This is a genomic window from Streptacidiphilus jeojiensis (genome assembly GCF_042510965.1).
Taxonomy (GTDB): domain Bacteria; phylum Actinomycetota; class Actinomycetes; order Streptomycetales; family Streptomycetaceae; genus Streptacidiphilus; species Streptacidiphilus jeojiensis.
Genome location: NZ_JBEUKS010000001.1, coordinates 291,726 through 317,124, shown reverse-complemented (window position 1 = coordinate 317,124; position 25,399 = coordinate 291,726). Strand labels below are relative to the sequence as shown.

Annotated in this window: 19 protein-coding genes; 9 read left to right on the top strand and 10 right to left on the bottom strand. The window is 72.1% G+C overall.

Annotation, left to right across the window (positions count from 1 at the left end; translation table 11 throughout):
* The first annotated feature begins 73 nt into the window (after window positions 1–73).
* The 4 genes from ABUW04_RS01450 to ABUW04_RS01435 all read left to right on the top strand — a co-directional run bounded on the left by ABUW04_RS01450 (window position 74) and on the right by ABUW04_RS01435 (window position 5,973).
* A complete protein-coding gene (locus ABUW04_RS01450; RefSeq protein ID WP_380561865.1) occupies window positions 74–1,267 on the top strand; it encodes a rod shape-determining protein in 1,194 nt (397 codons plus the stop codon).
* A gap of 54 nt (window positions 1,268–1,321) precedes the next feature.
* Window positions 1,322–3,457 carry a transglycosylase domain-containing protein gene (locus ABUW04_RS01445; protein ID WP_380561863.1) on the top strand — a complete coding sequence of 712 codons (2,136 nt, stop codon included), beginning with the start codon at window positions 1,322–1,324 and terminating at the stop codon, window positions 3,455–3,457.
* A 172-nt stretch (window positions 3,458–3,629) separates the two neighbouring features.
* Window positions 3,630–5,243, top strand: a complete 1,614-nt coding sequence (locus tag ABUW04_RS01440; protein ID WP_030262612.1) for a DUF2142 domain-containing protein — start codon at window positions 3,630–3,632, stop codon at window positions 5,241–5,243.
* Window positions 5,244–5,451: 208 nt separating this feature from the next.
* Window positions 5,452–5,973: a peptidoglycan recognition protein family protein gene (locus tag ABUW04_RS01435; RefSeq protein ID WP_380561860.1), complete on the top strand. Its 522-nt coding sequence runs from the start codon at window positions 5,452–5,454 to the stop codon at window positions 5,971–5,973.
* A 19-nt stretch (window positions 5,974–5,992) separates the two neighbouring features.
* Here the strand turns inward: ABUW04_RS01435 and ABUW04_RS01430 are convergent, their stop codons facing one another.
* The 5 genes from ABUW04_RS01430 to ABUW04_RS01410 form a co-directional block, all read right to left on the bottom strand.
* Window positions 5,993–8,038, bottom strand: coding sequence for a phosphocholine-specific phospholipase C (locus ABUW04_RS01430; protein WP_380561858.1), 2,046 nt, complete (start codon window positions 8,036–8,038; stop codon window positions 5,993–5,995).
* A gap of 181 nt (window positions 8,039–8,219) precedes the next feature.
* Window positions 8,220–9,320, bottom strand: coding sequence for a Gfo/Idh/MocA family protein (locus ABUW04_RS01425; protein WP_380561856.1), 1,101 nt, complete (start codon window positions 9,318–9,320; stop codon window positions 8,220–8,222).
* 120 nt (window positions 9,321–9,440) lie between these two features.
* Window positions 9,441–9,851: a hypothetical protein gene (locus ABUW04_RS01420; protein ID WP_380561853.1), complete on the bottom strand. Its 411-nt coding sequence runs from the start codon at window positions 9,849–9,851 to the stop codon at window positions 9,441–9,443.
* Between the two features lie 152 nt (window positions 9,852–10,003).
* Entirely contained in the window at window positions 10,004–12,358 is a 2,355-nt protein-coding gene (locus ABUW04_RS01415) for a ricin-type beta-trefoil lectin domain protein (RefSeq protein ID WP_449341746.1), read from the bottom strand.
* Window positions 12,359–12,635: 277 nt separating this feature from the next.
* Entirely contained in the window at window positions 12,636–12,866 is a 231-nt protein-coding gene (locus ABUW04_RS01410; protein ID WP_157624037.1) for a hypothetical protein, read from the bottom strand.
* A 156-nt stretch (window positions 12,867–13,022) separates the two neighbouring features.
* Between ABUW04_RS01410 and ABUW04_RS01405 the strand changes: the two genes are divergently transcribed.
* The 4 genes from ABUW04_RS01405 to ABUW04_RS01390 all read left to right on the top strand — a co-directional run bounded on the left by ABUW04_RS01405 (window position 13,023) and on the right by ABUW04_RS01390 (window position 17,448).
* Window positions 13,023–13,259: a hypothetical protein gene (locus ABUW04_RS01405; RefSeq protein WP_380561851.1), complete on the top strand. Its 237-nt coding sequence runs from the start codon at window positions 13,023–13,025 to the stop codon at window positions 13,257–13,259.
* A gap of 286 nt (window positions 13,260–13,545) precedes the next feature.
* Entirely contained in the window at window positions 13,546–14,715 is a 1,170-nt protein-coding gene (locus ABUW04_RS01400) for an efflux RND transporter periplasmic adaptor subunit (RefSeq protein WP_380561849.1), read from the top strand.
* 80 nt (window positions 14,716–14,795) lie between these two features.
* On the top strand, window positions 14,796–16,736 hold the full coding sequence (locus tag ABUW04_RS01395; protein ID WP_380561847.1) for an APC family permease: 1,941 nt from the start codon (window positions 14,796–14,798) through the stop codon (window positions 16,734–16,736).
* A gap of 55 nt (window positions 16,737–16,791) precedes the next feature.
* The gene (locus tag ABUW04_RS01390; RefSeq protein WP_380561845.1) at window positions 16,792–17,448 is read left to right on the top strand and encodes a class I SAM-dependent methyltransferase; all 657 of its coding nucleotides are present in this window, start codon (window positions 16,792–16,794) and stop codon (window positions 17,446–17,448) included.
* 27 nt (window positions 17,449–17,475) lie between these two features.
* On the opposite strand, the gene ABUW04_RS01385 is transcribed toward ABUW04_RS01390, so the two are convergent.
* The 5 genes from ABUW04_RS01385 to ABUW04_RS01365 form a co-directional block, all read right to left on the bottom strand.
* Complete coding sequence (locus ABUW04_RS01385; RefSeq protein ID WP_380561843.1) at window positions 17,476–18,123, bottom strand: dihydrofolate reductase family protein; 648 nt, start codon at window positions 18,121–18,123, stop codon at window positions 17,476–17,478.
* Window positions 18,124–18,349: 226 nt separating this feature from the next.
* Window positions 18,350–21,580, bottom strand: a complete 3,231-nt coding sequence (locus ABUW04_RS01380) for a glycoside hydrolase family 3 C-terminal domain-containing protein (protein WP_380561841.1) — start codon at window positions 21,578–21,580, stop codon at window positions 18,350–18,352.
* Window positions 21,581–21,890: 310 nt separating this feature from the next.
* Complete coding sequence (locus tag ABUW04_RS01375) at window positions 21,891–22,622, bottom strand: class F sortase (protein ID WP_380561839.1); 732 nt, start codon at window positions 22,620–22,622, stop codon at window positions 21,891–21,893.
* A gap of 128 nt (window positions 22,623–22,750) precedes the next feature.
* Window positions 22,751–23,254: a hypothetical protein gene (locus ABUW04_RS01370; protein ID WP_380561837.1), complete on the bottom strand. Its 504-nt coding sequence runs from the start codon at window positions 23,252–23,254 to the stop codon at window positions 22,751–22,753.
* Window positions 23,255–23,524: 270 nt separating this feature from the next.
* On the bottom strand, window positions 23,525–23,968 hold the full coding sequence (locus ABUW04_RS01365) for an ATP-binding protein (protein ID WP_380561835.1): 444 nt from the start codon (window positions 23,966–23,968) through the stop codon (window positions 23,525–23,527).
* 393 nt (window positions 23,969–24,361) lie between these two features.
* Here ABUW04_RS01365 and ABUW04_RS01360 point away from each other — a divergent pair, with 393 nt between their 5' ends.
* Window positions 24,362–25,267, top strand: a complete 906-nt coding sequence (locus ABUW04_RS01360) for a trypsin-like serine peptidase (RefSeq protein ID WP_380561833.1) — start codon at window positions 24,362–24,364, stop codon at window positions 25,265–25,267.
* The last annotated feature ends 132 nt before the right edge of the window (window positions 25,268–25,399 follow it).

Genomic DNA, 25,399 nt, shown 5'->3' with positions numbered 1-25,399 from the left:
AGGCAGAACACCAAAGGAGGGCAAGTACGGACAAAGCATATTACGCAGCGATCAACCAACGGCTCAGCTCCCCGTGCGTGGCCGACTCGGAGCGCCCCGCGTTCCCCCGTCCGGACCGGCCGCGTGGCGGTCCCGCGGCCGCGGGGGTGTGATCGTTCCAGGTCCCGCGGACCCGGCACCGACGGCCTGCGGCGCGGGGCGACCAACCAGGGAGGAACGCTTGTCCACGCTTCGATCCTGTACTGCCATTGACCTGGGTGCCTCGTCCCTGCGCGTCCGCAGAGGCGCCGGCGCCCCGGTGGCGTCGATGCCGGCCAGGGTCGTGCTCGAGGGCCAGGACAGCATCTTCGCCATGGGCGAGGACGCCGTCGCCATGGAGGGCCGCACCTGGGGCGCCCTCAAGCTGTGCCGTCCAACCAGCGGGGGAACCGTCGCCGACCAGCGGGTCACCCAGATCATGGTGCGCACCCTGATGCGCGAGTCCGGACGGGCCAGGCTCACCTACGGCGGGCGGGTCGGGGTGTGCGTCTCCCCGGCCGTCACCGACCTGGGCGCCGCCGCGCTGCGCCAGCTCTGCCGGGAGGTCGGCTTCTCCGACGTCCGGCTGGTGCCGCAGGCGCTGGCGGCGGCGGTCGGCGCCGGCATCGCGGTGAACACCCCGTACGCCAGCGTCCTGGTCGACCTGGGGGCCGAGCACACCAGCGCGGCGCTGGTGGTCTACGGACGGGTGATCGCCTCCCGCTCCACGCGCACCGGCGGCGACGCGCTGGACGCGCTGCTGCTGCGGCACCTGCGCGAGGAGCACCAGGTGGTGATCGGGGCGGCCGCGGCGCAGACCGTGAAGACCACCCTGCGCGGAGCCCGGGACACCGTCTCGGTCCGCGGCCAGGACGCGGTGACCGCCCGCCCGCGCGGACTGATGCTGCCGGTGGGCGAGCTTCACGAGGTGCTGCTGCCCCGTGCCGTGGCGGCCGTCTGCGACCAGGTCACCGCGGTCCTGGCGGGCTGCCCGGTGGAGATGGCCGCCGACGTCTACGAGCGCGGCATCGTGCTCACCGGCGGCGGCGCCCGGCTGCACGGCCTGGTGGAGGCGGTGCGCAAGGAGTCCGACCTGCCGGTCCACGTCGTGGACGACTGCGAGCTGATCGCGGTCAAGGGGACCCAGATGCTGATGGACGCGGGCTGGGCCGGTGTGGACCGCTCCGCGCTGCGGGCCGCGGCGCTGGCAGCCGGCGAACTGGAACCGGAGCCGGCCGCCGCCCCCTGACAGCCGGAGCAGCCCGAGGTACAGAGATGACGGTGCAGACGTGACGGTGCAGATATGACCCGGAGTCATCAGCGTTCCCGCTCCCGGCTGGGCAAGGCGGGCCTGTGCATCCGCCTGCTCGGCGCCAGCGTCCTGGCCGGGGCCCTGGTCGCGGTGCTGGCCCTGCCGCTGGTCGGCGCCGTCGGCTACGGAGCCAAGTCGGCGGCCGGCTCGTTCGACCAGCTCCCGGACAGCCTGACCGCGCCGGTGCTCGCCCAGGCCTCCACCCTGTACGACGCCGGCGGCGGGGTGATCGCCCGGGTGTACGCACGCGACCGCACCGTGGTTCCGCTGGCCCGAATAGCACCGGTGATGCGGCACGCCATCGTCGACATCGAGGACAGCCGCTTCTACCAGCACGGCGCCGTCGACCTCAAGGGCACCCTGCGCGCGCTGGTGACCAACGCCGGATCGGGCGGCGTCGCCCAGGGCGGTTCGACGCTGACCCAGCAGTACGTCAAGAACGTCTTCGTCGAGGAGGCGGGGGACGACCAGGCCAAGGTGCTCACGGCGCAGCGGCAGACCCTGGGCCGCAAGATCCAGGAGATGAAGTACGCGATCGGCCTCGAGGAGCGGATGTCCAAGGACCAGATCCTCGAGGACTACCTGAACATCACCTTCTTCGGTGAGCAGGCCTACGGCATCGAGGCCGCGGCTGAGCGCTACTTCAGCGTCCAGGCCGCCGACCTCACCCTCCCGCAGGCGGCGCTGCTGGCCGGCCTGGTGCAGTCGCCCAGCCGCTACGACCCGCTGCGCGACCCGGACACCGCCAAGGAGCGCCGGGACACCGTGCTCGACACCATGGTCGAGAACCACAGCATCACCGCCGCCCAGGCCGCCGCGGCCAAGGCCGCCCCGCTGGGACTGGACGCCAGCCCGCCGCGGCAGGGCTGCATCACCGCCGGCACCGGCGAGGCCTTCTTCTGCGACTACGTCAAGCACGTCTTCCTGGCGAACAAGGCCTTCGGGGCCACCGCGGAGGCCAGGCAGGCGCTGTGGGACACCGGCGGCCTGCAGATCCACACCACGCTGGACCCGACCGCCCAGGCCTCCGCCCAGTCCGCGGTGACCAGCCACGTCTACGCCACCGACCAGGCCGCCGCGGCCATCACCCTGGTCCAGCCGGGCACCGGGAAGATCATCGCGATGGCGCAGAGCCGCCCCTACGGCCCCGGCGACCACGAGACCGAGCTCAACCTCAACGTCGACCGGCTGATGGGCGGCGGCAGCGGCTTCCAGACCGGTTCGACCTTCAAACCGGTCACCGCCGCCGCAGCCCTGGAGAACGGCATCGGCATGGACCAGGTCTACCCGGCGCCCTACCAGGACGACTACCCCGCCATGCAGACCTGCGACGGCAGCACCCTGCCGCAGGTGCCGGGGGACCAGAACGACAGCCCCGACCTGGTCGGCCCCTTCGACATGCCCACCGCGATGGCGCAGTCGGTCAACACCTACTTCGTCCCGCTGGAGGCCGACGCCGGGCTGTGCAACGTGGTCCGGATGGCCCGCAGGCTCGGCCTGGGATCGCAGGCCCTGCCCGACGCCTCGGGCCGGCTGAAGCCGGTGGACCAGGTCCAGTCGCTGACGCTGGGCACCAACAACTTCACCCCGCTGCAGATGGCCGACGTCTACGCGACCTTCGCCGCGCACGGCAACTACTGCGCCCCGGTCGCGCTGACCTCGGTCACCACGCCCGCCGGCGCGAGCCTGCCGGTGCCCGGAGCCTCCTGCACCTCCGCGATGTCCTCCGACACCGCGGACGCGATCACCACCATGCTGCACGGCGTGGTCCAGGACGGTACCGGCGCACCGGCCGGACTGTCCGACCGCGACGACGCCGGCAAGACCGGCACCACCGACGGGCACCGCCAGGTCTGGTTCACCGGCTTCACCGCGCAACTCGCCGGGGCTGCCGTGGTCAGCGACACCAAGGCTCCGCTGGAGAGCCTGAACAACCGCTCCTACGGCGGGGTGTACGTCACCGACGCGTTCGGCGGCACGCTGGCCGGCCCGATCTGGAAGCAGGCGATCAGCGGAGCCCTCTCCGGCCAGCCCGACATCGGCCTGGCCTCGGTGCCGCTGCCGACCCCGCCCGACCCCTCAGCCACCGACACGACCCCACCGGATCCGACCGCGACCACCCCCTAGCGTGGGTGTCCGAAGAGTGAACACGTGTGGACCGGAACCATTGGTTCCCTGGGTCTTCCCAGGTCGCCGGTGTATGGTCTGCCCGACTCGGCCGAAGGCTTGTCTGATCTCCGTATCGGTCCTGTCGTGCCACACGTACACATGTCAGCGCGGAATCGGATTGTCGAGGACCATGGCTGTCGCTGCTGTCGGGTCGAACCCCTCTGCCGTAGCCGAGCCCGGAGGGGCCAAGGAGCGGTGGACCCCGCTCCGGGTCTTCTGGTGGGCCTTCGTCGGCTTCCTGGTCCTCGGCATCGGCTGGGGCCTCGCGGTGCCCTACGACGGCTTCGCCGACGAGGCGCGCCATGTGGCCCGGGCCTACAGCGCCGCAGGGGGGCAGCTGGTCTTCCACGGCGACCTGGTGACCGTCGACACCCAGGCCACCGGCGGCCCGGCCGCCGGCACCCCGCTGATCAAGGTCCCCCGCAGCCTCGCCCCCAACGCCCCGTCCGGCTCGGCCTGCTTCCAGCAGGACCCGGGCCTGGCCGCCAGCTGCTCGCCGCCGGCCGGCCGCACCCAGGACGAGCACACCATCGTCGAGATACCGTCCGGAGCCGGGTACTACAACCCGATCTACTATGTGATCGTCGGTCAGCCGCTGCGGCTGTGGCCGAACTCCACCGGCATCTACCTCGCCAGGCTGCTGTCCGACGCCATGGTCAGCGCCCTGTTCGCGGCCGCCTTCGCGATCACGGCCATGGCCCGGCGCGGACGGCGGATGCTGGCCGGGCTCCTGGTCGCGCTCACCCCGGTGGCGATCAACCTGGCACCGGCCATCAACCCGGCCGGTCTGGAGATCGGCGGCGCCGCCGTGCTCTGGACCGCCCTGGTCCTGCTGGTCGACGGACGGCAGCGGTCGGCGAACCTGGTGCGGCTGGCCTCGCTGGGAGCGGCGATCGTGGCCACCGTGCGCTTCGGCGGCATCCTCTGGCTGGCCCTGATCGTCGGCGTCGCCGCGCTCGGCATGGACCGGGACCGGCTGCGCCGGCTGACCCGGCTGCGGCTGGTCCGCCGCTGGGGCACCTTCGTGGCGGTCGCCGTGGCGGCCGGCGCGCTGTGGACCCTGTGGCAGGACCCGGCCGGCGACGCGGTCTCCACCAGCGGCGACCGCTCACTGGCCTACAAGGTCTTCGCGGCCCTCAGCGTGGACACCTGGGACCGGGGCGAGTACCTGGTCAAGGGCATGGTCGGGCTGGTCGGATTCGGGGAGACCTCACCGCCGGCGATCGTCTTCCCGGTCTGGTTCTGCGCCTTCGGAGCCCTGCTGTTCACCGCCGTGGTGCTGACCCGCAGGCTCGACCGGATCCGGCTGGGCATCCTGGTGATCGGCACCTTCGGGGTGCTGATCGCCAGCGACGTCGGCCCGATCAGCCAGGGCTGGTACCTCTCCCAGGGCCGCTACGGGCTGCCGGCCATCCTGGGCGTGCCCATTCTGGGCGCGTACCTGCTGGTCGAGCGGGGCGTCTTCAGCGAGGCGCACCTGCGGACGCTGACCCGCGCCTACGTCCTGCTGCTGCTGCCACTGCAACTGCTGACCTTCTACACCGCGATGCTGCGCTACCAGCAGGGCCTCAAGGGCGGGAACCCGCTGCCGGTCCAGCCCTGGAACCCCTTCGTCGGCAGCTGGCTGCCGGCCTCCGGACCCGAGTTGCCGCTGGCGGCGGCCGTGATCGGGCTGGCGGTGCTGGGGTGGCTGGTGTGGCGGATGACCCCGCCCCAGCCGGAACCGGCTCTGGCGAACATGTAACGCTCGTGAGCGAGCGGTGAGAAGGAATCGTACGCGAGGGATTGAATTGTATGACGTGTACGTGCCACCCTTGAGGCGCCCGGACGGCGCTGGTCGCAACCCGCCGCCCGGGCACGTGGACCCCACGCCGCCCGGCAGAAGCGGCAGTGGGGTCCACGTGCGCGCGGCCGGTGGCGTCGGCGCGGTCCCGGCGGGGGAGTAGTGCTTCATGGAGAACCTGGTGACCCGCGCCGAGTGGGGCGCGCTGCCGCCGTCGCAGCAGTGGCGCGCCCTGCCGAGGGCCCTGGGCGTGAAGATCCACTACGAGGGCCGTGAGGTCCCCGCCGACCTGGTCCGCCCCGACCAGCACCACCGCTGCGCCGCCCGGGTCCGGGAGATCCAGGCGATGCACCTGGCCGATCCCGTGCAGGGCTGGATCGACATCGCCTACAACGCCCTGGTCTGCCCGCACGGGCGGGTCTTCGAGGGGCGCGGCGCCCGGCGCGAGAGCGGGGCCAACGGCGACCGCCGGCTGAACCGGGCCCACTACGCGGTCTGCGCCATGCTCGGCGACTCCGGTCTGACCGAGCCGGGCCCGGCACTGCTGCACGGGCTGTGCGACGCCGTCGACTGGCTGCGCGAGCGCGGCGCCGCCGGACCGCAGGTGGTCGGGCACCGGGACGGCCGCGACACCGACTGCCCCGGTGAGCCCCTCTACCGCTGGATCCTGGCCGGGGCGCCGCGCCCCTGACGGAGCAGCCGCCGACGGGCTACCCGCTGACGCTGGCCGCGCCGGTCTCGATGTGGCCGGTGAAGCGGCGGCTCCAGCCGGGGTCGCTGCTGACGGTGACGGTGAAGTCGTACCAGCCGCTGCTGTAGGCCACCGCGTTGAAGTAGTCCGAGACGCTGCCGCCGGCCGGGACCTGGTAGGTCCAGGGGCCGTCGGTGCGGTAGCCGGTGGCGGTGATGGTGAAGGTGACCTGGGCGGTGGAGCTGTTGGACAGGGCGAACCAGACGGCCTGCTTGCCGGTGTCCGGGGCGGGCGCGAAGGAGGGGACGGCCTCGGCCTTGCTGCCCGCGGCGGTGGTGTCGCCGGCGAAGTGGCGCAGGAAGCGGTTGGGGCCGACCAGGGTGAGGTCGTACTTGCCGTTGCCGTAGCCGGTGCCGAGGTTGAAGAAGTCGGAGGCGGTGCCGCCCGGGTCCACGGTGTACTGCCAGGGACCGCCGGTGCGGTAGGCGTTGGCGTGGACGGAGAAGTGGGCGGCGGAGGTGGCCGGGGCGCCCTGATTGGCCATCTTGATCCAGACCAGGGTCTGGCCGCCGGAGTCGTACTCGATGTGGTCCAGGTAGCCGTTGGGCTGGTAGGGCAGGGCGCGCGCGGGGCGGGTGCCGGCCTCCTGGGTGGGCATCGCATTGTTGCCGGGGCTCGGGTTGATCAGGATGTTGCAGTACGACTGGCCGATGGTGGCGCTGGTGGACGGCAGGGCGGGCAGGCCGGAGACCGGGTTGGCGAAGTCGAAGGCGCCGGTGAGGTCGCCGCAGACCTTGCGCCGCCAGGCGCTGATGCTCTGGCAGATCGCGGGGGTGCCCAGGGCGGTGGTCCAGGTCTCCAGGAAGCGGATCACCGAGGTGTGGTCGGAGACCTGGGAGTCCACCCAGCCACCGCGGGTCCACGGGGAGACGATGACCATCGGGACCCGGAAGCCCAGCCCGATCGGCGTGCCGCTGTAGCTCTCGTCGGCGGTCCCGGACGGCGCGACCGGCGGCGGGACGTGGTCGAAGAAGCCGTCGTTCTCGTCGTAGTTGAGGAACAGCACGGTGGAGTCCAGCACGTCGCTGTCTGCGGCCAGGGCCTGCAGCACCAGGTTGATGAAGTGCGCGCCGTCGTTCGGGGGCGCGTCCGGGTGCTCGGAGAAGGCCTGGTTGGCCACCACCCAGGAGACCTGGGGCAGGGTTCCGGCCAGCGCGTCGGCCTTGATCGCGGCGGCGATGTCGTCGGGGGTGGAGCCGGTGGACGGGACCGAGGCCATGCCGCGCTGGTAGAGCGTGCTGCCGCTGGCGGCGTTGGCGAACTGCTTGAAGTACGCCAGTCCGTTGTCGCCGAAGTTGTCGCTGGCGTTCTGGTAGACCTTCCAGCTGACCCCGGCGTTCTGCAGCGTCTCGGCGTAGGTCTGCCAGCTGAGCCCGGACTCCGAGCCGCCGTCGTAGGCCGGGCCGCCAGCGGTGCCGCCCGGGTCGATCATCCCGCCCCACAGGTAGGTGCGGTTGGGGCCGGTCGCACTGAGGATCGAGCAGTGGTAGGCGTCGCAGATGGTGTACGCGTCGGCCAGGGCGTAGTGGAACGGGATGTCCGTGCGGTTCAGGAAGCCCATGGTGCGGCTGGAGCCCTTGGCGGAGATCCAGTTGTCCATCTTCCCGCCGTTCCAGGCGCTGTGCTGGGTGGGCCAGCCGTGGTCCAGCGAGCCGTCGCACTGCGCCAGGGTCTCCGGGGCGGCGCCGAAGTACCAGGTGTTGGTGGCGCTGAGCTGCCACGGGTACTGGCGGCCGCTGCCGTTGGGCTGGTTGAAGACCGAGTAGCCGCCCGACAGCGGCACCGTGCTGCGGTCCGCGAAGCCGCGCACCCCCTTGAGGGTGCCGAAGTAGTGGTCGAAGCTGCGGTTCTCCTGCATCAGCACGACCACGTGCTTGACGTCCTTGATGGTGCCGGTGGCGGCGGCCGCGGCGCTGGACGCGGAGCCGGCCACCGCCTCCAGGCCGAGGGCCGCGCCGAGGGCGGCGGCGGAGCCGAGGAAGGTACGGCGGGTGACGGGGGCCACGGGGTCCTCCGGATCGGTGGGCAGGACACGACGGGCTGAACTCTGGGCCGGACAGATGGACTGACGCCCCGACAAAGGTGGCAGGGACATGAAAGATTGCCCACAACTGGACTGGACCCGTGATCAAAACGTGACCACGTTCAAGCCGCTGTGCGGCCCCCGCGCCCGCCGAGGCGGCGGCCTAGACGGTCCAGGCCTCCGCGCTGGTGGTCACGGCGTCCCCGGTCCGCAGCGACTCCAGCACGGCCAGGCTGATGGCGTGGTCCTGGCAGCCCTCGGCCAGCGGATAGGGGGCCGGACCCTCGCTCCGGCTCCAGGCCGTGGTGTCCAGCAGCAGGTCGACCACGGCCAGGTCGTCCTCGGACAGCCGCGCCCCGAAGACGCGGTTGCGCCACAGCACCTGCCCGTCGACGCTGATGTGGTCCAGGTCCACGCCCTCCAGGTTCAGGTCGGTCCCGGTGCGCCGGCGCACCAGCGGAGACTCCACCACGGTGCGCTCGTCCACCAGCCGGGTCATCCGGTCGTCGACGATCTCGCCCAGCGAGCCGCGGACGGTGATCCGGCGCGCCCGCAGCGGGTTCCACCACTGGTTGTCGGTGAAGTCGTACAGCCCCATCGAGCCGCCGAAGTCCAGGGTGGCCAGCGTGGTCGCCGCGGGCTTGGGGGCGGCGTCGCCGCTCCAGCCGTCCCGGCTCAGCGGGTCGGCCAGCGGCGCCGTGAAGGACTGCGCGCGCACCGTGGCCGGGGCCAGGCCGACGCCGAGCAGCCGGCGGATGATCGACACCGCGTGGTAGAGGTGGGTCGAGGAGACCTGCACCGAGCCCACCTGGCCGATGGCGCCGCGGGCGACCAGCTCGCCGCGGACCGCATGGGCCGGCATCCACATGTACTGCTCCGCCACCTGCACCGCGCCCGAGTCGCCGACCGCGGCCCAGAGCCGCCGCAGCCCGTCGAGGTCCGCCGCCGGCGGAGTCTCGGTCAGCACCTTGGCGCCACGCTCGACCAGCTCGACGGTGACCTCCGCCGCCACGTCCCAGGGCACGCAGGGGACCACGAAGTCCGGAGCGGTCGCCGCCAGCAGCTCCTTGACGGTGCGGAAGGTGGGCACGCCCCACTCGGCCTCGATCTCGGCGCCGCGCTCCGCGGCGCGGGTGACCACCCCGCAGACCCGCAGCCGCCCGGGCGCCTGCCGGGCCAGCCGCAGGAAGAACTCGGAGCGCCAGCCGCTTCCGACCAGGGCGAAGACGGACGGTATTGCGGCAACTGACTGCGTGTCGGTCACGGGTGCGCCTCTCCGGATGTACGGGCACCCTGCCGTGGGTGGGGGCAGGGCATCGTGATCATCCTGCCGAAGCGGGGCCGGTCTGACCAGACCGGCCCCGTACCCGGGGCGCTGCCCGGGTCAGCGGCGGACCTCGATGAAGCCCCTCTCGTGATGGGTCCCGCAGCGGTCGGTGGGCGCGTCCTGGTGCATGGTCACCTCGGCCAGCACCGGCGCGCCGGTTCCGTTGGTGTAGTAGCGGCCCGCGCCGCCGTTGCCCCACTGCTCGCCCCAGCCGATCTGGGTGCGGCCGGCGCCGCTGCCGGTGTAGACGGTGAACACGGTCGGGCCGTAGCCGTCGTCGATACCGATCCAGATGTAGCCGCCCGGTGGCACGGTCACCGGCGGGGCGCAGGCCAGCTCCCCCGAGTAGGGGATCTCGCAGGTCCAGTTCTCGTGGACCAGGACGCTCTCGGCGTGGGCGGGCGGGGCCAGCGCGAGGCCTGCGGTGACCAGCAGCCCGACGGCGATCCATCTCGATGATGCACTCATGCTGCTGTCATCCCACCGGCGGCCCACCTGCCCGGCGTCGGCCCGCGGAGTCCACCCGTACGGGCGAACGCCGATGCGGTGGCGAGACGTGCGAGGACCCCTGCGGCGGCGGCCGCAGGGGTCCTCACGATCAGGTGGCGATCAGTGGGCGATCACTGCGAGGTCTCCACCCACTGCTGGTTGGAGCCGCCGTTGCAGGTCCAGATCTCCAGTTGGGTGCCGTTGGCGGTGTTGGCCGCGGTGTCGTCCAGGCACTTGCCCGTCGCCGGGTTGACCAGGGCGTTGCCCTGCTGCTGCCACTGCTGGTTGGAGCCGCCGTTGCAGGTCCACAGCTCCACCAGGGTCCCGTCGGTGGTGCCGGCGCCGGTGATGTCCATGCAGGAGCCGTTGATGCGGATGGTGCCGTCGGTGCCGACCGTCCAGTTCTGGGCGGCGGTCCCGTTGCAGTCCCACATCTCCACCTTGGTGCCGTTGGCGCTGGAGTTGCTGTTGTCGTCCACGCACTTGGCGGAGTTGTCGACGGCCACGATCGGACGGGCGGCCGGCGTGGTGCCGATCGCGGTGACCGTCAGGTTGTCGAACTGGTCGCCCTGGTAGCCGCTGGTGCCCAGACCGACCATGCCGGCGACGAAGGTGCCGTCGGTGGCGCTGCCCACCGTGGTGCCGTCGATGGCCGCGCTGATGCTGCTCCCGTTGAGGGTCAGCGCCAGATGGTGCCAGGTGCCGAGCCCCGGTGCGGTCACCGTGCCGGAGGCCAGCGTGGTGAGCGTGCCGGCGGTGGTGTTGCGCACGATCGACCAGGCGCCGGTGTTGCTGAGCTGCAGGTAGTACTCGTTGATCCCGGCCGGCCCGAAGCTGTGCTGGGTGCCGACCCGTCCCAGCAGCTGCACCGATCCGGCCGTTTTGATCAGGGTGTCGGCGGCGACGGTGTAGTTGGTCCAGCCCAGGCTGCCGCCGATGGTGTAGGGGTTGGAGTCGCCGTCCCACTCGATCGGCTTGACCAGCGCCTGCTGGGTCACGCAGCTGCCGGTGCGGCCGGTGCAGGGCTCCACCTCGAAGGCGCCCTGCATCTGCGACAGGTAGCGCGGCTGCTGGTCGGTGGTGTCGCTGTCGAAGGTGTCGGAGTACGGCAGCGCCAGCGCGCCCTGCGCCGGGCTCGCCGCGGTGCCCTTGCCCTGCCCGGTGGTGGTGGTCAGGGTGTAGATGTAGCCGGGCTGCACGGTCAGCGAGTAGGAGCCGCCCGAGGGGGTGATGTCGCTCTGCTGCACCATGCCGCCGGAAGCGGCCGAGGCGTTCAGGTTGGTGGCCCAGACGTGGACGGTGCCGGTGGACAGGCCCCCGGTGACATTGACGTTGACGGTCTGCGCGGCGGTGGCCGTGGTGGTCTCGATGACCGTGGAGTAGTTGCCGCCGCTGGTCGACTTCAGCGACACGTAGCTGCCGTTGGACTCAGTGCCGCCGAGGTAGCCCGAGCCGGTGTTCAGGAACTGCCAGCCGGGTGCGGTGAACTGGGTGACCTGGGCGGTGGCCCACAGGCTCTTGCCGACGATGTAGGCGCCGGAGGACGGCTGCGAGGCCTGGACCAGCCCGTCCGTGTCATAGGGCAGGTTCGGGTAGACCGCGGCGACCACCGGCCAGTTGATGTAGGCGGTCAGGCCGCCGTCCAGATAGCCGCGGGTGATCGACCGGATCAGCGCTGCGGCACCCGAGTTGAGGTCCTGCGAGCCGTTCTCGCTGGCCCACAGCGGCTTGCCGGTGCCGGTCGCGGTGGAGTTGCCGGTGCAAGTGTTGGCGGACCCGCCGTCACCGCCGGCGCAGGGGTAGTGCACCCCGATGATGGAGACGGCGGCGGCGAAGGCCGAGTTGGAGGCGACGTCGGTGGCCACGCTCCAGTCGCTGTCGGCGCCGACGATCTGGATCGCCGAGTACCCGTCGGCGTTCAGGGTGGAGCGCAGCTGCTCGTACCAGGCGATGTTGTAGCCGCGTTCGTTCCAGCCGCCGAGGTAGTCGATGGTCAGGCCGTGCGACTTGGCGCAACCCAGCCAGTTCACGAGGTAGTTGATGGTGTCGGTGGACCAGAAGCTGCCGCCGCCGATCCAGCCCGGCGCGCCCCAGGCGAGACCGTAGAGCTTGATGGACGGATTGAGCGCCTTGGCCTGCTCCATCAGCCACCACTCGTAGCCGGTGCCGCAGTCGACGGCCGAGGCGGTGTGCATGTGGCTGGACTCGGAGCCGTCGGTGGAGTTGGTGTCGCCGCCGATCTCCACCTTGAGGATCTGCAGGTCGGCGCCGTAGCCCGGCTTGAACAGGTAGTTCAGGATCTGCTGCTGCTGGGCCGCGGGGTAGTCGGTGAGCAGGCGGGTGTTGCCCCCGCCGCCGCTGATCGCCCCGATCCCGTCGAAGGTCTTCCCCGCGCTGGTCCCGCTGACCGATATGGTGGTCGAGGTGGCGGCGTTCGCCTTTGGTGCAGTCGGCCCAAAACCCATCGCGATCAACAGCAGCGTCACCACCCCGAGTATGGTCGGAAGCCCTGGTCCCCAACGCCGCGCCTTGGTCACTGCGATCACCTCTCTGCAGGTGGGAGGCGACCAACACGGCCCCGAGGGCAGGACGGCACAGGCCCGGGGGGAGCCGGACCCACTGCGGACTGCTGATCGTATTGGGCGGAAAATGTTGGTCGCTGTTGGAATTGACGCATCGTCAACTGGACATGTCAAGGTCTCCGACCGACCTGCCGGTCCGGGTGTGCCGGGCGCTGCCAGACCCTGCAGAGCGCCGCCGGTTTCAGCGCCAGGTCCGGCGGGCGACCAGCTCGGCCCACTCCCGGTCCTGCAGCCCCGGCAGGGTCCGGCCGTTGCCGCGCCATTCGGCCGCGAGCTGCGAGTAGATCGGTTCGTCCTGTGGGCGGGAGGCCGGGCGTTCCTGCTCGGGCGGTGCCGCGGGCGCCGCCGCGGGTGCGGCCCACTGCTGAGGCAGCTCGGAGAGGGTCACTCGGGACCAGCGAGGCTCGGGCATGCCGGATCAACGACGAATCCGGTGCGCCGGTCACCCAGGATTGGGCCGAACGGGCGGTGGTCGGACCGCTGAGCTGGAGTTCTTCCCCGGCTCTGCGGTATGGCCCGGTGGCGGTCCCGACGGGCGGGCCGCGGGCGGATCGAGCAGCCTTGGCTCATGGAGAATCCCGATCCGCTGGTCATCGTCTGGGGCTACGAGCAGGGCCCGGACGGTTCCGGGCGCCGCGTACAGATCGGCCGCCATGTCATCGCCATCGCCGAGACCAGGTCCGATGTGGACCAGCTGCTGAAGATGGCCGGCCTGGCCGAGTGGTTCGAGCTGGACCCCACGATCGTGGAATGGCGCGGGGGCGACCCCGACGTCTGGTCGGCCCCGGGATGCAGCCCCGACTGAGCGGTCGGCGTCACCCGTCCGGCCCAGTGGCGTTGCGCAGCGCCACCGGCGGTCACACGCTGGAGTCTGAGCGGCATTCAGCTCAGTCACCTGCCGGGAACTCTTCTCCCCGGCAAACGGCGCCCCCGGGTTCAGCACCCGGGGGCGCCGGTGCGTACGGGCCGGCGAGCGGGGCGGGATTTCGGGCGGCGCACCGGGGGCGGTAGTTGAGTCTATAAATACGATTTGTCATGCTTCGTGGCATGGAGCTACCGCACGGGCCGACCGGGCTGCGAAGGGGTGTGCCGTGCGGCGAGGCCTGAACCGGTGCCTGGTCGGTGCCGGAGCGCTGGTGGTGGCCGGAGTCGCCGCCCTCGCCGTGCCCACGGCCGGACAGGGCGTGTCGGTCCGGGCCTTCCGGGTGCACCAGGTGGATCTGCGGTCCACCGCCCAACTGGCCGGGGTGCTCCGGGCGGCGGTCACCTGGCGGATGTACTTCGGCGCGGGCACCGCGGTACCCGCCGGCGGCGCGGCCGACGCCGGCGTCTGCACGACCGGACCGCTCCCGACGCCAGGGCTGGGCCCGGTTACCGAACTGCAGGCCGTCCCGGGCCAGGCGGTGACGAAGGGTCAGCTGCTGGCCCGCGCCGACACCACGGCCGTCCAGCAGGCCCTGGACGCCGCCCAGCAGGACCTCGCCGAGTCCCAGTCCCTGCTCCAGGACCACCGCAACGCCGCCACGGCCACTGGCGGCTCCGATGGCAGCGACCCCTCGGCAGTGGCTGCGGCCGCCGCAGCCGCTGCCGCGCAGGCGCAGCTCGGGCCGGACCTGGACCGGGTCGCCCAGGGCCAGCAGCGGGTGGCGGCGCTGCAACGCACCCTCGCCGACGCCACCATCACCGCGCCCGCGGACGGCGTGGTCGAGCAGGTCGGCACCGCGGTCGGCGGCAGCCCGGACTGCCACACCCCGGTCCTGGTGCTGCGGACCTGGGCGCTGGAGGTGCACACCCAGGTGGGCGGCGAGGTGCGCGGACGCCTGCGGCCCGGCCAGTCCGCCGAGGTCGCGGTGCAGGACACCACCACCCAGGTGACCACGGCGGTGGCCACCCTGCCGCTGAGCGCCACCGTCCCGGCGCCTACCGCCCCCGCCCAGCCGGTACCCGGGCCGTGGGCGTCCGGAATCGCGCAGTACCCGCTCGACCTGGTCGTCCCCGACCCGCCGCCCGGTGCCCTGCCCGGCATGCCGGCCACCGTCACCATCACCCTGGAGGCACGCCCGGGGGTGCTGGCGGTGCCCGCCGAGGCGGTGCACTCCGACGGCGCCGTCGCCCACGTCATGCTGCTGACCTGCCCGTCCGCGGGCCGCCCCGGCCACTGCCATTCCCGCCCGGCCCCGGTGGCCACCGGCATCACCGTGGACCAGCTGACGCAGATCACCGCAGGACTCCACGAGGGCGACACCGTCGCCGTGCCCTGAGCCCCGCGCCGCCGGGGAAGCCTGCGGGGGCGCAGTGTGGCGCGCGATGATTTCCCCGCATATGACCTAGCTTTGGCGAAATGAGTGTCTGGAACGGTCCCAAGCGCCTGCTGTTCGGGACCCCGCTGGACAGCGCCCGGCTGGGGGAGACCCTGCTCCCCAAACGGCTGGCACTGCCCATCTTCTGCAGCGACCCGCTCTCCTCGGTGGCCTACGCGACCGAGGAGATCCTGCTCATCCTGGCGCTCGGCGGGGTCGCCCTGCTGCACCTCGCCTGGTACGCCGCCGCGGCGATCGTGCTGCTGCTGGTGGTGGTGATCGCCTCCTACCGTCAGACCTGCCACGCCTATCCGGGCGGCGGCGGCGCCTACGTGGTCAGCGCGGAGAACCTGGGACCCACCGCGGCGCTGACCGCGGCCAGCGCGCTGCTGGTGGACTACGTGCTGACGGTGGCGGTCTCGGTGGTCTCCGGCGTGGCCGCGATCACCTCGGCCGTCCCGGCGCTGGACCGCTACCAGGTCCTGCTCTCGGTGGTCTTTGTGACCGTGCTGACCCTGCTCAACCTGCGCGGGGTACGCGAGTCCGGACGGCTGTTCGCCATCCCCACCTACGGCTTCATCGCCGCGATCTACCTGATGTTCGGCTACGCGGCGGTCCGACTCGCCTGGGGCGCCACCATCCGCGCCGAATCGGCGACGCTGCCGATCCACGCCACCGGCTCCTTCACCGGACTGGCCCTGGTGCTGCTGGCCATGCGCGCCTTCGCCTCCGGCTGCACCGCGCTGACCGGCGTCGAGGCCATCAGCAACGGGGTCCCGGCGTTCCAGGAGCCCAAGGCCCGCAACGCGGCCACCACCCTGGCGGTGATGGGCCTGTTCTCGGTCACCATGTTCGTCGGCATCACCGTGCTGGCCATGGCCTACCGGGTCCATGTCGCGGCGGACCCCACCGAGTTGGGCCTGGCGCCGGGCACCGCCATGCCCACCGCACTGGCCCAGATCGCCCGGGCCACCTTCGGCGGCGCGAACCTGCTGTTCTACCTGGTGCAGACGTTCACCGCCGGAGTGCTGATCCTGGCCGCCAACACCGCCTTCAACGGCTTCCCGATGCTCGCCTCGATCCTGGCCCGGGACCGCTACGCCCCGCGGCAACTGCACAACCGCGGCGACCGCCTGGTCTACTCCAACGGCGTGGTGCTGCTGGCACTGGCCGCCATCGGCCTGATCGTGGCCTTCGACGCCCAGCTCACCCGGATCATCCAGCTCTACATCATCGGTGTCTTCGTCTCCTTCACCCTCTCCCAGGCCGGCATGGTGCGGCACTGGCGCACCGCCCTGGCCACCGAGTCCGAACCGGCCCCGCGCCGCCGGATGCGCAGGTCCCAGGCGATCAACGCGGTGGGCGCGACCCTGACCGCGCTGGTGCTGGTGATCGTGCTGATCACCAAGTTCACCCACGGCGCCTGGCTGGTGATCATCGCCATGCCGCTGCTCTTCGCCGGGATGAAGGGGGTCCGCCGCCACTACGACCAGGTCGCGAAGATCGTCGCGGTCCCGGACGGGGCCCGGCCGCACGTCCCCCCGCGCAACCATGTGCTGGTCCTGGTCTCGTCCGTGCACGCGCCCACGCTGAAGGCTCTGGGCGTGGCCCAGGCGCTGCACCCCACCAGCGTCACCGCCATGAGCGTGGCCGCCGACGCCGCCGACGCCGAGGCCCTGCGCACGCAGTGGGACCAGCATGTGCCCGATGTGGCGCTGGAGATCCTGCACTCGCCCTACCGCGAGGTGGTCGGCCCGGTACTGGCACGGATCCGCCAGGAGACGGCGGCCGATCCGACCGCGATGGTCTCCGTGGTCATCCCGGAGTACGTGGTCGACCACTGGTGGGAACAGCCCCTGCACAACCAGAACGCGCTACGCCTCAAGGCCCGCCTGCTGTTCGCCCCCGAGGTCACCGTCATCGACGTCCCCTTCCGCCTGGCCGCCCCGGCACCCCCACAGGCCGACGCGCCGGTCTCCTGACGGTCCCGGCGCGGACGCAGCGGACCTGTCAGTGGCGGCTGCGAGGATGCGGACCATGACTGATCGACAGGCTGCCATCGCCAACTACTGGGACGCTGCCGCGTCCTCCTTCGACGAGGAGCCCGACCACGGGCTGAGAGCGGAGGGCACGCGCGCCGCGTGGGGCCGGCTGCTGGAGGCGTGGGTGCCGTCCAGCCCGCTGGACGTACTTGATGTCGGGTGCGGAACCGGCTCGCTGGCCCTGCTGCTGGCGCAGGCCGGGCATCGGGTGACCGGTGTGGACCTGGCGCCGAGGATGGTCGAGCAGGCCGGGCGGAAGCTGGCGGCCGCCGGTCTGCGCGGCCGGTTCCTGGTGGGTGACGCGGCTGTGCCGCCGACCGGTGACCAGTCGTTCGATGTCGTGCTGTCGCGTCACCTGGTGTGGACCCTGCCCGACCCCGAGGCCGCGCTGCGGCTGTGGGTGACCCGACTTCGCCCCGGTGGCCGGCTGGTGCTGGTCGAGGGCCGGTGGCGCGAGTCCGGGCAGAGCGGTGCGCCGTATGCGGCCGGGGCGGAGTCGTTGCCGTGGAACGGCGGGGTGGGCGCCGACGACCTGGCGGCCGTCGTGCGGCCGTTCGTCGCCGATCTGCGGGTCGAACCGTTGAGTGGGGACGCAGATCTGTGGGGAGGTCCGGTGCATGACGAACGGTATGCCCTGATCGCCCAGGTCTGACCGAAGAGGTGTCGGGTCGTCAGGCGGCTACGGCCTGGTGAGGGTCAGGTGGGTGACACCGCTGGGGGTGGTCACGGACTCGACCTTGTCGAACCGCTGTTCGAGGTCTTCGAGGCCGTCCCACAGTCGGACGCCCCGGCCCAGGACGATCGGGACGATGGTGACGTGGAGGTGGTCGACCAGGTCGGCGGCCAGGAAGTCGCGGACCGTGCTCGGTCCGCCGCCGATGCGCACGTCCAGGCCGCCCGCGGCCTCACGGGCCTGGCGCAGTGCCTCCTGCGGGGTGGCGTCGATGAAGTGGAAGACGGTGCCGCCCTCCATCTCGACGGACGGGCGCGGGTGGTGGGTCAGCACGAACACCGGGGTGTGGAACACCGGGTCGGGGCCCCACCAGCCGTTCCACTCGTGGTTCTCCCAGGGCCCGCGCTGCGGACCGAACTTGTTGCGCCCCATGATCTCCGCGCCGATGCCGTCACCCCAGGTACCGGCGATGGCGTTGTCGACTCCGGTGTCCCCGGAGCCCTGACCGTGCATCTGCTGGAACGTCTGGGTGGCGAAGAACCACTCGTGCAGCCGTTGGCCCGCGTGGCCGAACGGCGCCTCCAGGCTCTGCCCCTCGCCGGTGCCGAAGCCGTCGAGGGAGACGGAGAAGTTGTGGACCCGAACGCGGGACATGGAGCGACCTCCTGATGGGACGTTGTCTGTCGATGGTGATCACCCGCCGGGGTCAGCGACCGGAGTCAGTGACCGGGGTGGTCCACAGCGGCAGCGTACGCGGCGCCGGGACGCGCAGGCGGGCAGTTCCCTTCGTGTCGGCGCCGACAGACGTGACGCCGGAGGCCCCTGGCCGGTGACGTGGGGTCACCGGCCAGGGGCGGTCTTGGTTTACGGGTCAGGAGGCTCAGCTCTGGGGCAGCGTCCAGGACTGGTTGGCCGCTCCGGTGCAGGTCCAGATCTGCACCTGGGTGCCGGGCGTGGTGGAGGATCCGGTGTCGTCCAGGCACTTGCCGGAGTTCGGGTTGAGCAGTGAGCCGTTCGTCTGGGGCTGCCAGACCTGGGCCCCGGTCCCGTTGCAGGTGTAGAGGTCGACCAGGGTGCCGTTGGCGGTCCCGGCCGCGTTGACGTCCAGGCACTTGCCCAGCGCCTGCAGCGTTCCGCCCGACACGGTCCACTGCTGGGCGGCGGTGCCGTTGCAGGTGTAGACGTCCACCTTGGTCTTGTCCACGGTACTGGCCCCCGCCACGTCGAGGCAGAGCCCCGCGTAGCCGGTCACCTGGCCGGTGGAGCCGGAACCGCCGGAGGTGGCCGCCGGGGAGGTCCAGGACTGGTTCGCGGCGCCGGTGCAGGTGGAGATGGTGACCTGGGTGCCGTTGGTGGTGGAGGAGTTCGGGTCGGTCAGGCACTTGCCGGAGGCCGGGTTGAGCAGCGCGCCGTCGGTCTGCGGCTGCCAGACCTGGGCGCCGCTCCCGTTGCAGGTGTAGAGGTCGACCAGGGTGCCGTCGGCGGTGCCGGCCGACTGCACGTCCAGGCACTTGCCGGCCACCTGGACCGTGCCGTTGGAAGCCTCGCTCCATTCCTGGCCGTTGGTGCCGTTGCAGGTGTAGACCTCGACCTTGGAGCCGTCGGTGTTGCTGTCACCGGCCAGGTCGAGGCAGAGGCCGCCGACGCCGACCAGGGGAGTGGCCGCGGTCGCGTCGGACGGGACCACGGTCCACAGGAAGGTGGTCGACGCGAGTGCGCCGGCGCCGTCCTGGGCGGTGACGGTGACGGTGGAAGTGCCCGCGGCGGTCGGCGTGCCGCTGATGAGCCCGGCGGCGGAGATCGAGGTGCCCGCCGGCAGTCCGGTCGCGCTGAAGGAGGGGGTCTGCGCGGAGGTGGTGTCGTGCGCCGCCAGCTGGACCGACACCGGCGAGCCGGCCAGGCCCTCCTGGGCGCCGGGGCTGGTGACCGTCAGCGGCTGGCCCAGCTGGGCCGAGGCGACGGACAGCGTTCCGGTCAACGGCAGGTTGGCGTCCGAGTCGCCGACCGAGATGCCGTAGCTGCCGCTGCTGGTGGCCCAGGCGTTGGAGGTGGTGTTGTAGTACTGCAGGTTCTGCTGCGTCAGCGGGAAGCTGACGGTCTGACTGGCACCGGGCTGGAGGTCGACCCGGGCGAACCCCTGGAGCTGCTTCGGCGGTTCGCCGGACGCCGCGGGCTGGGTGACGTACAGCTGGGCGACGTCGGCGCCCTCCCGCGAGCCGGTGTTGGTGACGGTCGCGGTCACCGTGGCGGCGCCGCCCGCCGACAGCGTTCCCACGTGCAGGTTGCTGAAGCCGAAGCTGGTGTAGGACAGGCCGAAGCCGAAGGGGAACAGCGGGGTCAGGCCGTTGGCGTCGTAGTAGCGGTAGCCCACGTCCACGCCCTCGGAGTACTGCACGGTGCCGTTGCTGCCCGGCCACTGCGCCGTGGTGTGCGCCGGCACCTGGGACAGCGACGTCGGGAAGGTCACCGGCAGGTGGCCGGACGGGTTCGCGTCGCCGAACAGCAGCGCGGCGACGGCGGTGCCGTCGCCCTGGCCCGGGTACCAGCCCTCCAGTACACCCTTGACCGAGCCGATCCAGGGCATGGTCACCGCGGAGCCGGTGTTGAGCACCACGACGGTGTTGGGGTTGGCCGCGGCCACGGCGGAGATCAGCGAGTTCTCGGCGCTGGGCAGGTCGATGCCGCTCAGGTCGCTGCCCTCGCTCTCGAAGTCGCTGACGAAGACGACCGCGGCACCGGCGGAGGCGGCGAGCGAGGCGGCCGAGCTGCTGGAGGAGCCGTCGTTGTAGCTGACGGTGACGCCGCTGCCGGCGGCCCGCGAGGTGATCCCCTGGAGCGGGGTGACCGTGCCGCTGGAGTTCACCGCGGCGCTGCCGCCGCCGGCGCTCTGCACGGAGGTCGAGGCGTCGGCGCCGATCACCGCCAGCGACCTGGTGGCCGATCCCAGCGGCAGCAGGCTGCCGCTGTTCTTCAGCAGAACCGTGCCCTCCTCGGCGAGTTGGACGGCGGTGCTCTGGTTCGCGGTGCTGGTGGCGGTCTGCGCCGGTGAGCCGGTCGGGGCCTTGTCGAACTGGCCGAAGGCGAACATCTCGGTCAGGATGCTCGACGTCAGCGAGTTCAGCGTGGCCAGGCTGACCGAGCCGTTGGCCACCGCGCTCTGCAGGGCGCTGCCGTAGTAGCCGTCGTTGCCGGGCATGTCCTGGTTCAGGCCGGCGTTGGCGGAGGCGGCGGTGGCGTGGGTGGCGCCCCAGTCCGAGGTGACGAAGCCGGTGAAGCCGAACTGCTGGCGCAGCACGGTGCTGAGCAGGTACGGGTTCTGGCAGGCGTAGGTGCCGTTGATCGTGCTGTAGGAGCACATCACCGAGGAGGCCGCGCCCTGCTGCACCGAGTCCTGGAACGCGGGCAGGTAGATCTCCTGCATGGTGCGGTTGCTGATCACCGCGTTGTCGGAGGGCGTGTTGCGGTTGGTCTCCTGGTTGTACACGGCCAGGTGCTTGACCTGCGCCATCACTCCGGTGGACTGCACCCCGCGGATGTCGGCGGCGCCGAGCCGGCCGTTGAGGTACGGGTCCTCGCCCATCGCCTCGAAGGCCCGCCCCCAGCGCGGGTCGCGGGTGATGTTGATGGTCGGGCCGAGGTCGACGGTGGTGCCCTTGGCCGCCTCCTCCGAGCCGATGGCCCTGCCGTAGGTCTGCTCGGCCGCGGTGTCCCAGGTCGAGGCGACATTGACCGGGGCCGGGAGCTGGGTGACGCCGGTCATGCCGTCGGCGACCCCGGCCGGCCCGTCCTCCAGGTTCATCGCCGGTATGCACAGCGAGCCGATGGCCGGGGTGAAGCCGACGTAGCTGGAGCCGGTGGCCCCGGTGGCCAGGGTCACCTTCTGAGCGGTGGTCATCTTCGCCAGCAGCTGGCTGACCCGCTGCGGGATCGGCGCGCTGGAGTGCACCCAGGGACATGCGGCGGGGGCGGCCGCGGGGGTCGCCGACGGTGAGACGGTCCTGGCGTCGGCGGCCGGGGCGACCACCCCCAGGAGGCCGGAACCGCCGGCCACCAGGGCCAGGGTCACCAGGCAGGACGTCTGTTTTCTGGCTGGTCTCCGGAACGTGCGCACGATGCCTCCAAAGCGGGGTGGGTGAGCAGCGCCCGCGCGCGAGCGGGGTGAGTCGTCAGCCGGGTAGGGCCGGGTGGAGGGACAGGAGCTGTGGGCGACCCGGAAGACTTCGCAACGTGAACACAGCCCTTCCACAGGGGGACGTCGTCCCGGGGCGTGGGAGCCGGACGGATCGCCTGCGGAACAGCCGGCTGTAGGCTGAGATCCGCTCCTGACAGGCTCTCTGATGGCTGGTCAGATGCCTGCTCCCGTATGCGATTGAACCCGCCTGAGGTGGCCCGGTCAAGGTCTGGGCCGGTTTCCGCAACCTTCAGGTTCTGAACTCAAGGAACCGCGACGGGTCCCGGACTGACGACTTCTCAGATCCCCGGGTGGCGGTCAGATGGGCGTACAGCACCACGTTGCCCAGGTAGCCGGAGGCCCTGCTGTAGCCGCCGCCGCAGGTGATCACGCGCAGCTCGGGGTCGCGGGTGGGGCCGTAGACGCGCTTGGAGGGGAACGCGTCCTTGGGGTAGACCTCGATCGCGTCGACGGTGAAGACGGCCGCCCGCCGGTCCCTGAGGTCGACCTCCACGGTGGCGCCCTTGTGCAGAGAGCCCAGCAGGTAGAACACCGCGGGGCCCTGGAGGGTGTCGACATGGCCGTCGATGATCGCGTTGCCGACGGTGCCCGGGGCCGGCCCGTTGCGGTACCAGCCGGCCAGGTTGCGGTCGGTGTCGTCCGGCACCTGGAGGTGGCCGGCGGAGTCCAGGCCGAGCAGGGTCACCGGCGCGTCGACGCCGATCGCGGGGATCTTGACCCGGACCGGGACGGAGGCCGCCAGCGGATGCACCTTCGCCCGCGCGGGGACCTTGGGGCGTGCACCGGTGCCTTCGGTCGGTGAAGACGAGGGTATGGGCGCGTCGAAGGCGTCGGCCGCGGAGGGCTGCGGCGGGTGCTCGACGCTGGTGCTGCCGTCGTACAGCAGCCATGCCCCGGTGCCCAGGGCCGCTGCCGCAACCAGGGCCACGACCCGGTTGTTGCGCACACGCTTCGAGGTCATGCTGAGGCGCTCTCTTCGCAGGTGGGGCGACCGGTCGCGGGTCCGTCGGGGCAGGGGAGGCAGCCCTCCCCGATCGGGGTCGGCTGCCTCCCCGGCGCGCTCTGCGCTGTGCGTGCCGGGCCGGTGCCTCAGCCGCGCTGGGCGGCGGCGCGGCGGCGCAGGTACACGGCGCCGCCCAGGGCCACGGCGGCAAGTGCGGCGCCGCCGGCGATCTCGGCGGTGTTCCCGTCGCTGGAGCCGCCGCCCAGGCCGGTGCTGACCGAACCGGTGGGCACGGCGGTGCCGACGACGGTGAACTCACCGGCGACGATGAGGCCGCCGGTGGGGCAGCTGCCGACCACGGTGTAGGTGCCGGCCTTGGCGGTGGACGGGACCCTCAGGGTGCCCACCAGGGACATGGTGCCCTTGGTCAGGGTGGCCGACCAGCCCTTGTTCTGCTCGGAGACCCGGATGCTGCTGTCCTTGGGGCAGGTGGTCTCGGCGGTGCTCAGGGTCACCGTGCCGCCGGGCCTGACCCTGCTCGGGTTGGCCTCGATCTGGCCTTCGTTGCCCGCCGCGAAGGAGGCAGCGGTCGGAAGGGCGAGGGCGGCGGCGGTGAGGGCACAGACGGCCAGGGTGCGCGCAGTGCGCATGGAGTCCTCCAGGAACGGGGGGTGCGGGCCGTCCTCGTCGGCGGTCCGACGGGCCGTCGGAATCCGCGGCCCGCAGACACGACGAGACACTCCGCACCGGACCCCCGCATCTCGGGATCCGGGCACCGTTCACGCGGATGGTCGCCGCCCGTCCGGGATCCGGGCCGGTACCTGCGGGCTGACCGGCCGTCAGCAGTCCTGCCGCGGGACTTGCTCCGACCGTGGAGGGCGCCGCGGCCGGGCACTGGGGCCGCGCACCGCGGTCAGGGGTCAGGCGTCGGGGTCCGCTGCTCCGGGGACCAGGGCGAACCAGACCCACTTGCCTGTGGCGTCCACCTCGCACCCCCACTGCGCGCTGAGTTCTTCGATCAGCTGCAGGCCGCGGCCGCTCTCGGACAGGGCCGCCGTCGAGGCGTCGTTCCGCTCGCAGTCGCGGACGGCCGCGCGGTCGCGGTTGTCCCCGCCGTCGGCGCTCAGCGGGGCGCCGTTGTCGCGCACGGCGCAGACCAGCACGCCGGAGCGCTCGTCGTGCCGGATCAGGATGCGCACATCGTCGCCGTCGGTGTGCTCGACGGCGTTGGCCACCGCCTCGGTCATCAGCAGCCTGCCGTCGTCCACCAGCTCGTGCCCGGCCGCCACAGCGGTCAGCGCCATCCGCGCCTGCGACGCTGCGCGGGCGCGGCTGGGCAGGGACATGTCCGCGGCGCTGCTCATGGTGACGGCTCCCATCGGCGGGTCGGGCGGTCCGGGGGCGGTTGCTCCCGCCCTTCCACGGTAGGCAGGCACAGGGGTGCGGACATCGGTCGAACTGCCCGAGCCGACCGGGCCCAAAGGCCACAGTGGGGACTGCCGAAAGGGATTGGAAAGCGCTTTCCAATCCGGGTGCGGCACGCTACCGTCTTCCGGGGAGGCCGCTCGCGGTTCCCCTCCGCCCGCCCGTCGCCCCCCACATCCTGGTCCGGGGGTCGACGGGGAAGGGCCGGGTAGGGCCGGGTAGGGCCCCGCTGATCCGGCGTCAGCACCGGCACGACCGCTCACCCGCAGCCGGTCACCCGGATGCCGGTCCCCGTTGGTCGGGTACTCCGGACCAGGCCAGGATGCGGAGATATGACGAACCGTCTGTCGCCGCGATCCGGCCTGCTGTGGGCCGGCGTGGCACTGGCGCTGATGGTGTGGCACGCCTCGCCTGACGCGGTGTCGCAGAGCGCCGGACCCGGGCACCCGGCGGCGGCCGCACTGTCGGTGGGGATCCTCCCCGGCGCGGTGCCCGCCCTGCCGCCGAGCGCGGACGGCGCGGACGGCGCCGGCTCCACGGACAGCGCCGCTGCGCCGAGCGTCCGGCCGGCCAAGGTGGTTCCCCAGGTGGGAGCGGTCTTCGCGACCGTTGACGGCCGTCCCACCGAGCACTTCTGCACCGCGGCGGTGGTGGACAGCCCCGGCCGGAACGTCCTGGTCACCGCGGCCCACTGCGTGGTGGCCCCGGGCCGGGCCTCCGCGGAGGAGGCCGCCGGGTCGGGGGACTCGTTGCTGTTCGTGCCCGGCTACCACGACGGCCGGCGCCCGTTCGGGACCTGGGCGGTGACCCGGGTGGTGGCCGATCCGCGCTGGTGGCGCGGTGGGGATCCCGACTTCGACGTGGCCTTCCTGACGACCCGTCCGCTGAACGGCGGCAAGCCGGTGGAGCAGGCGGTGGGAGCCGAGGGGGTCGCCTTCGAACCGCACTGGCACGGCCCGGTCGAGGCGGTCGGCTACCCGCGCACCGGCGAACGCCCGGTGATCTGCGCGAACCGGCTGATCGGCTTCGGCCTGGACCAGGCGCAGTTCCCCTGCCGGGGGATGACCGGCGGCACCAGCGGCAGCCCGCTGCTGGCCGCGGTCGGCCCGGACGGCCGGGGCACCGTGGTCGGCGCCATCGGCGGCTACCAGGCAGGCGGCCTCACCGCCGACCTGTCCTACTCGCCGGGTTTCGGCCAGGACGTCGAGGCGCTCTACCGCGCCGCATCCCTCGGCTGAGCCGCTGGCGCCGCCCGACCCCACCTCGCACCGCCTGGCCGCGCCCCCGACCGCGCGCCGTGCAGTCTCAGACACTCCCGGTGACGTCCCGAGTTGCGGCCGGAGGCGGCGCGGTCCTCACTGGTCAGAGTC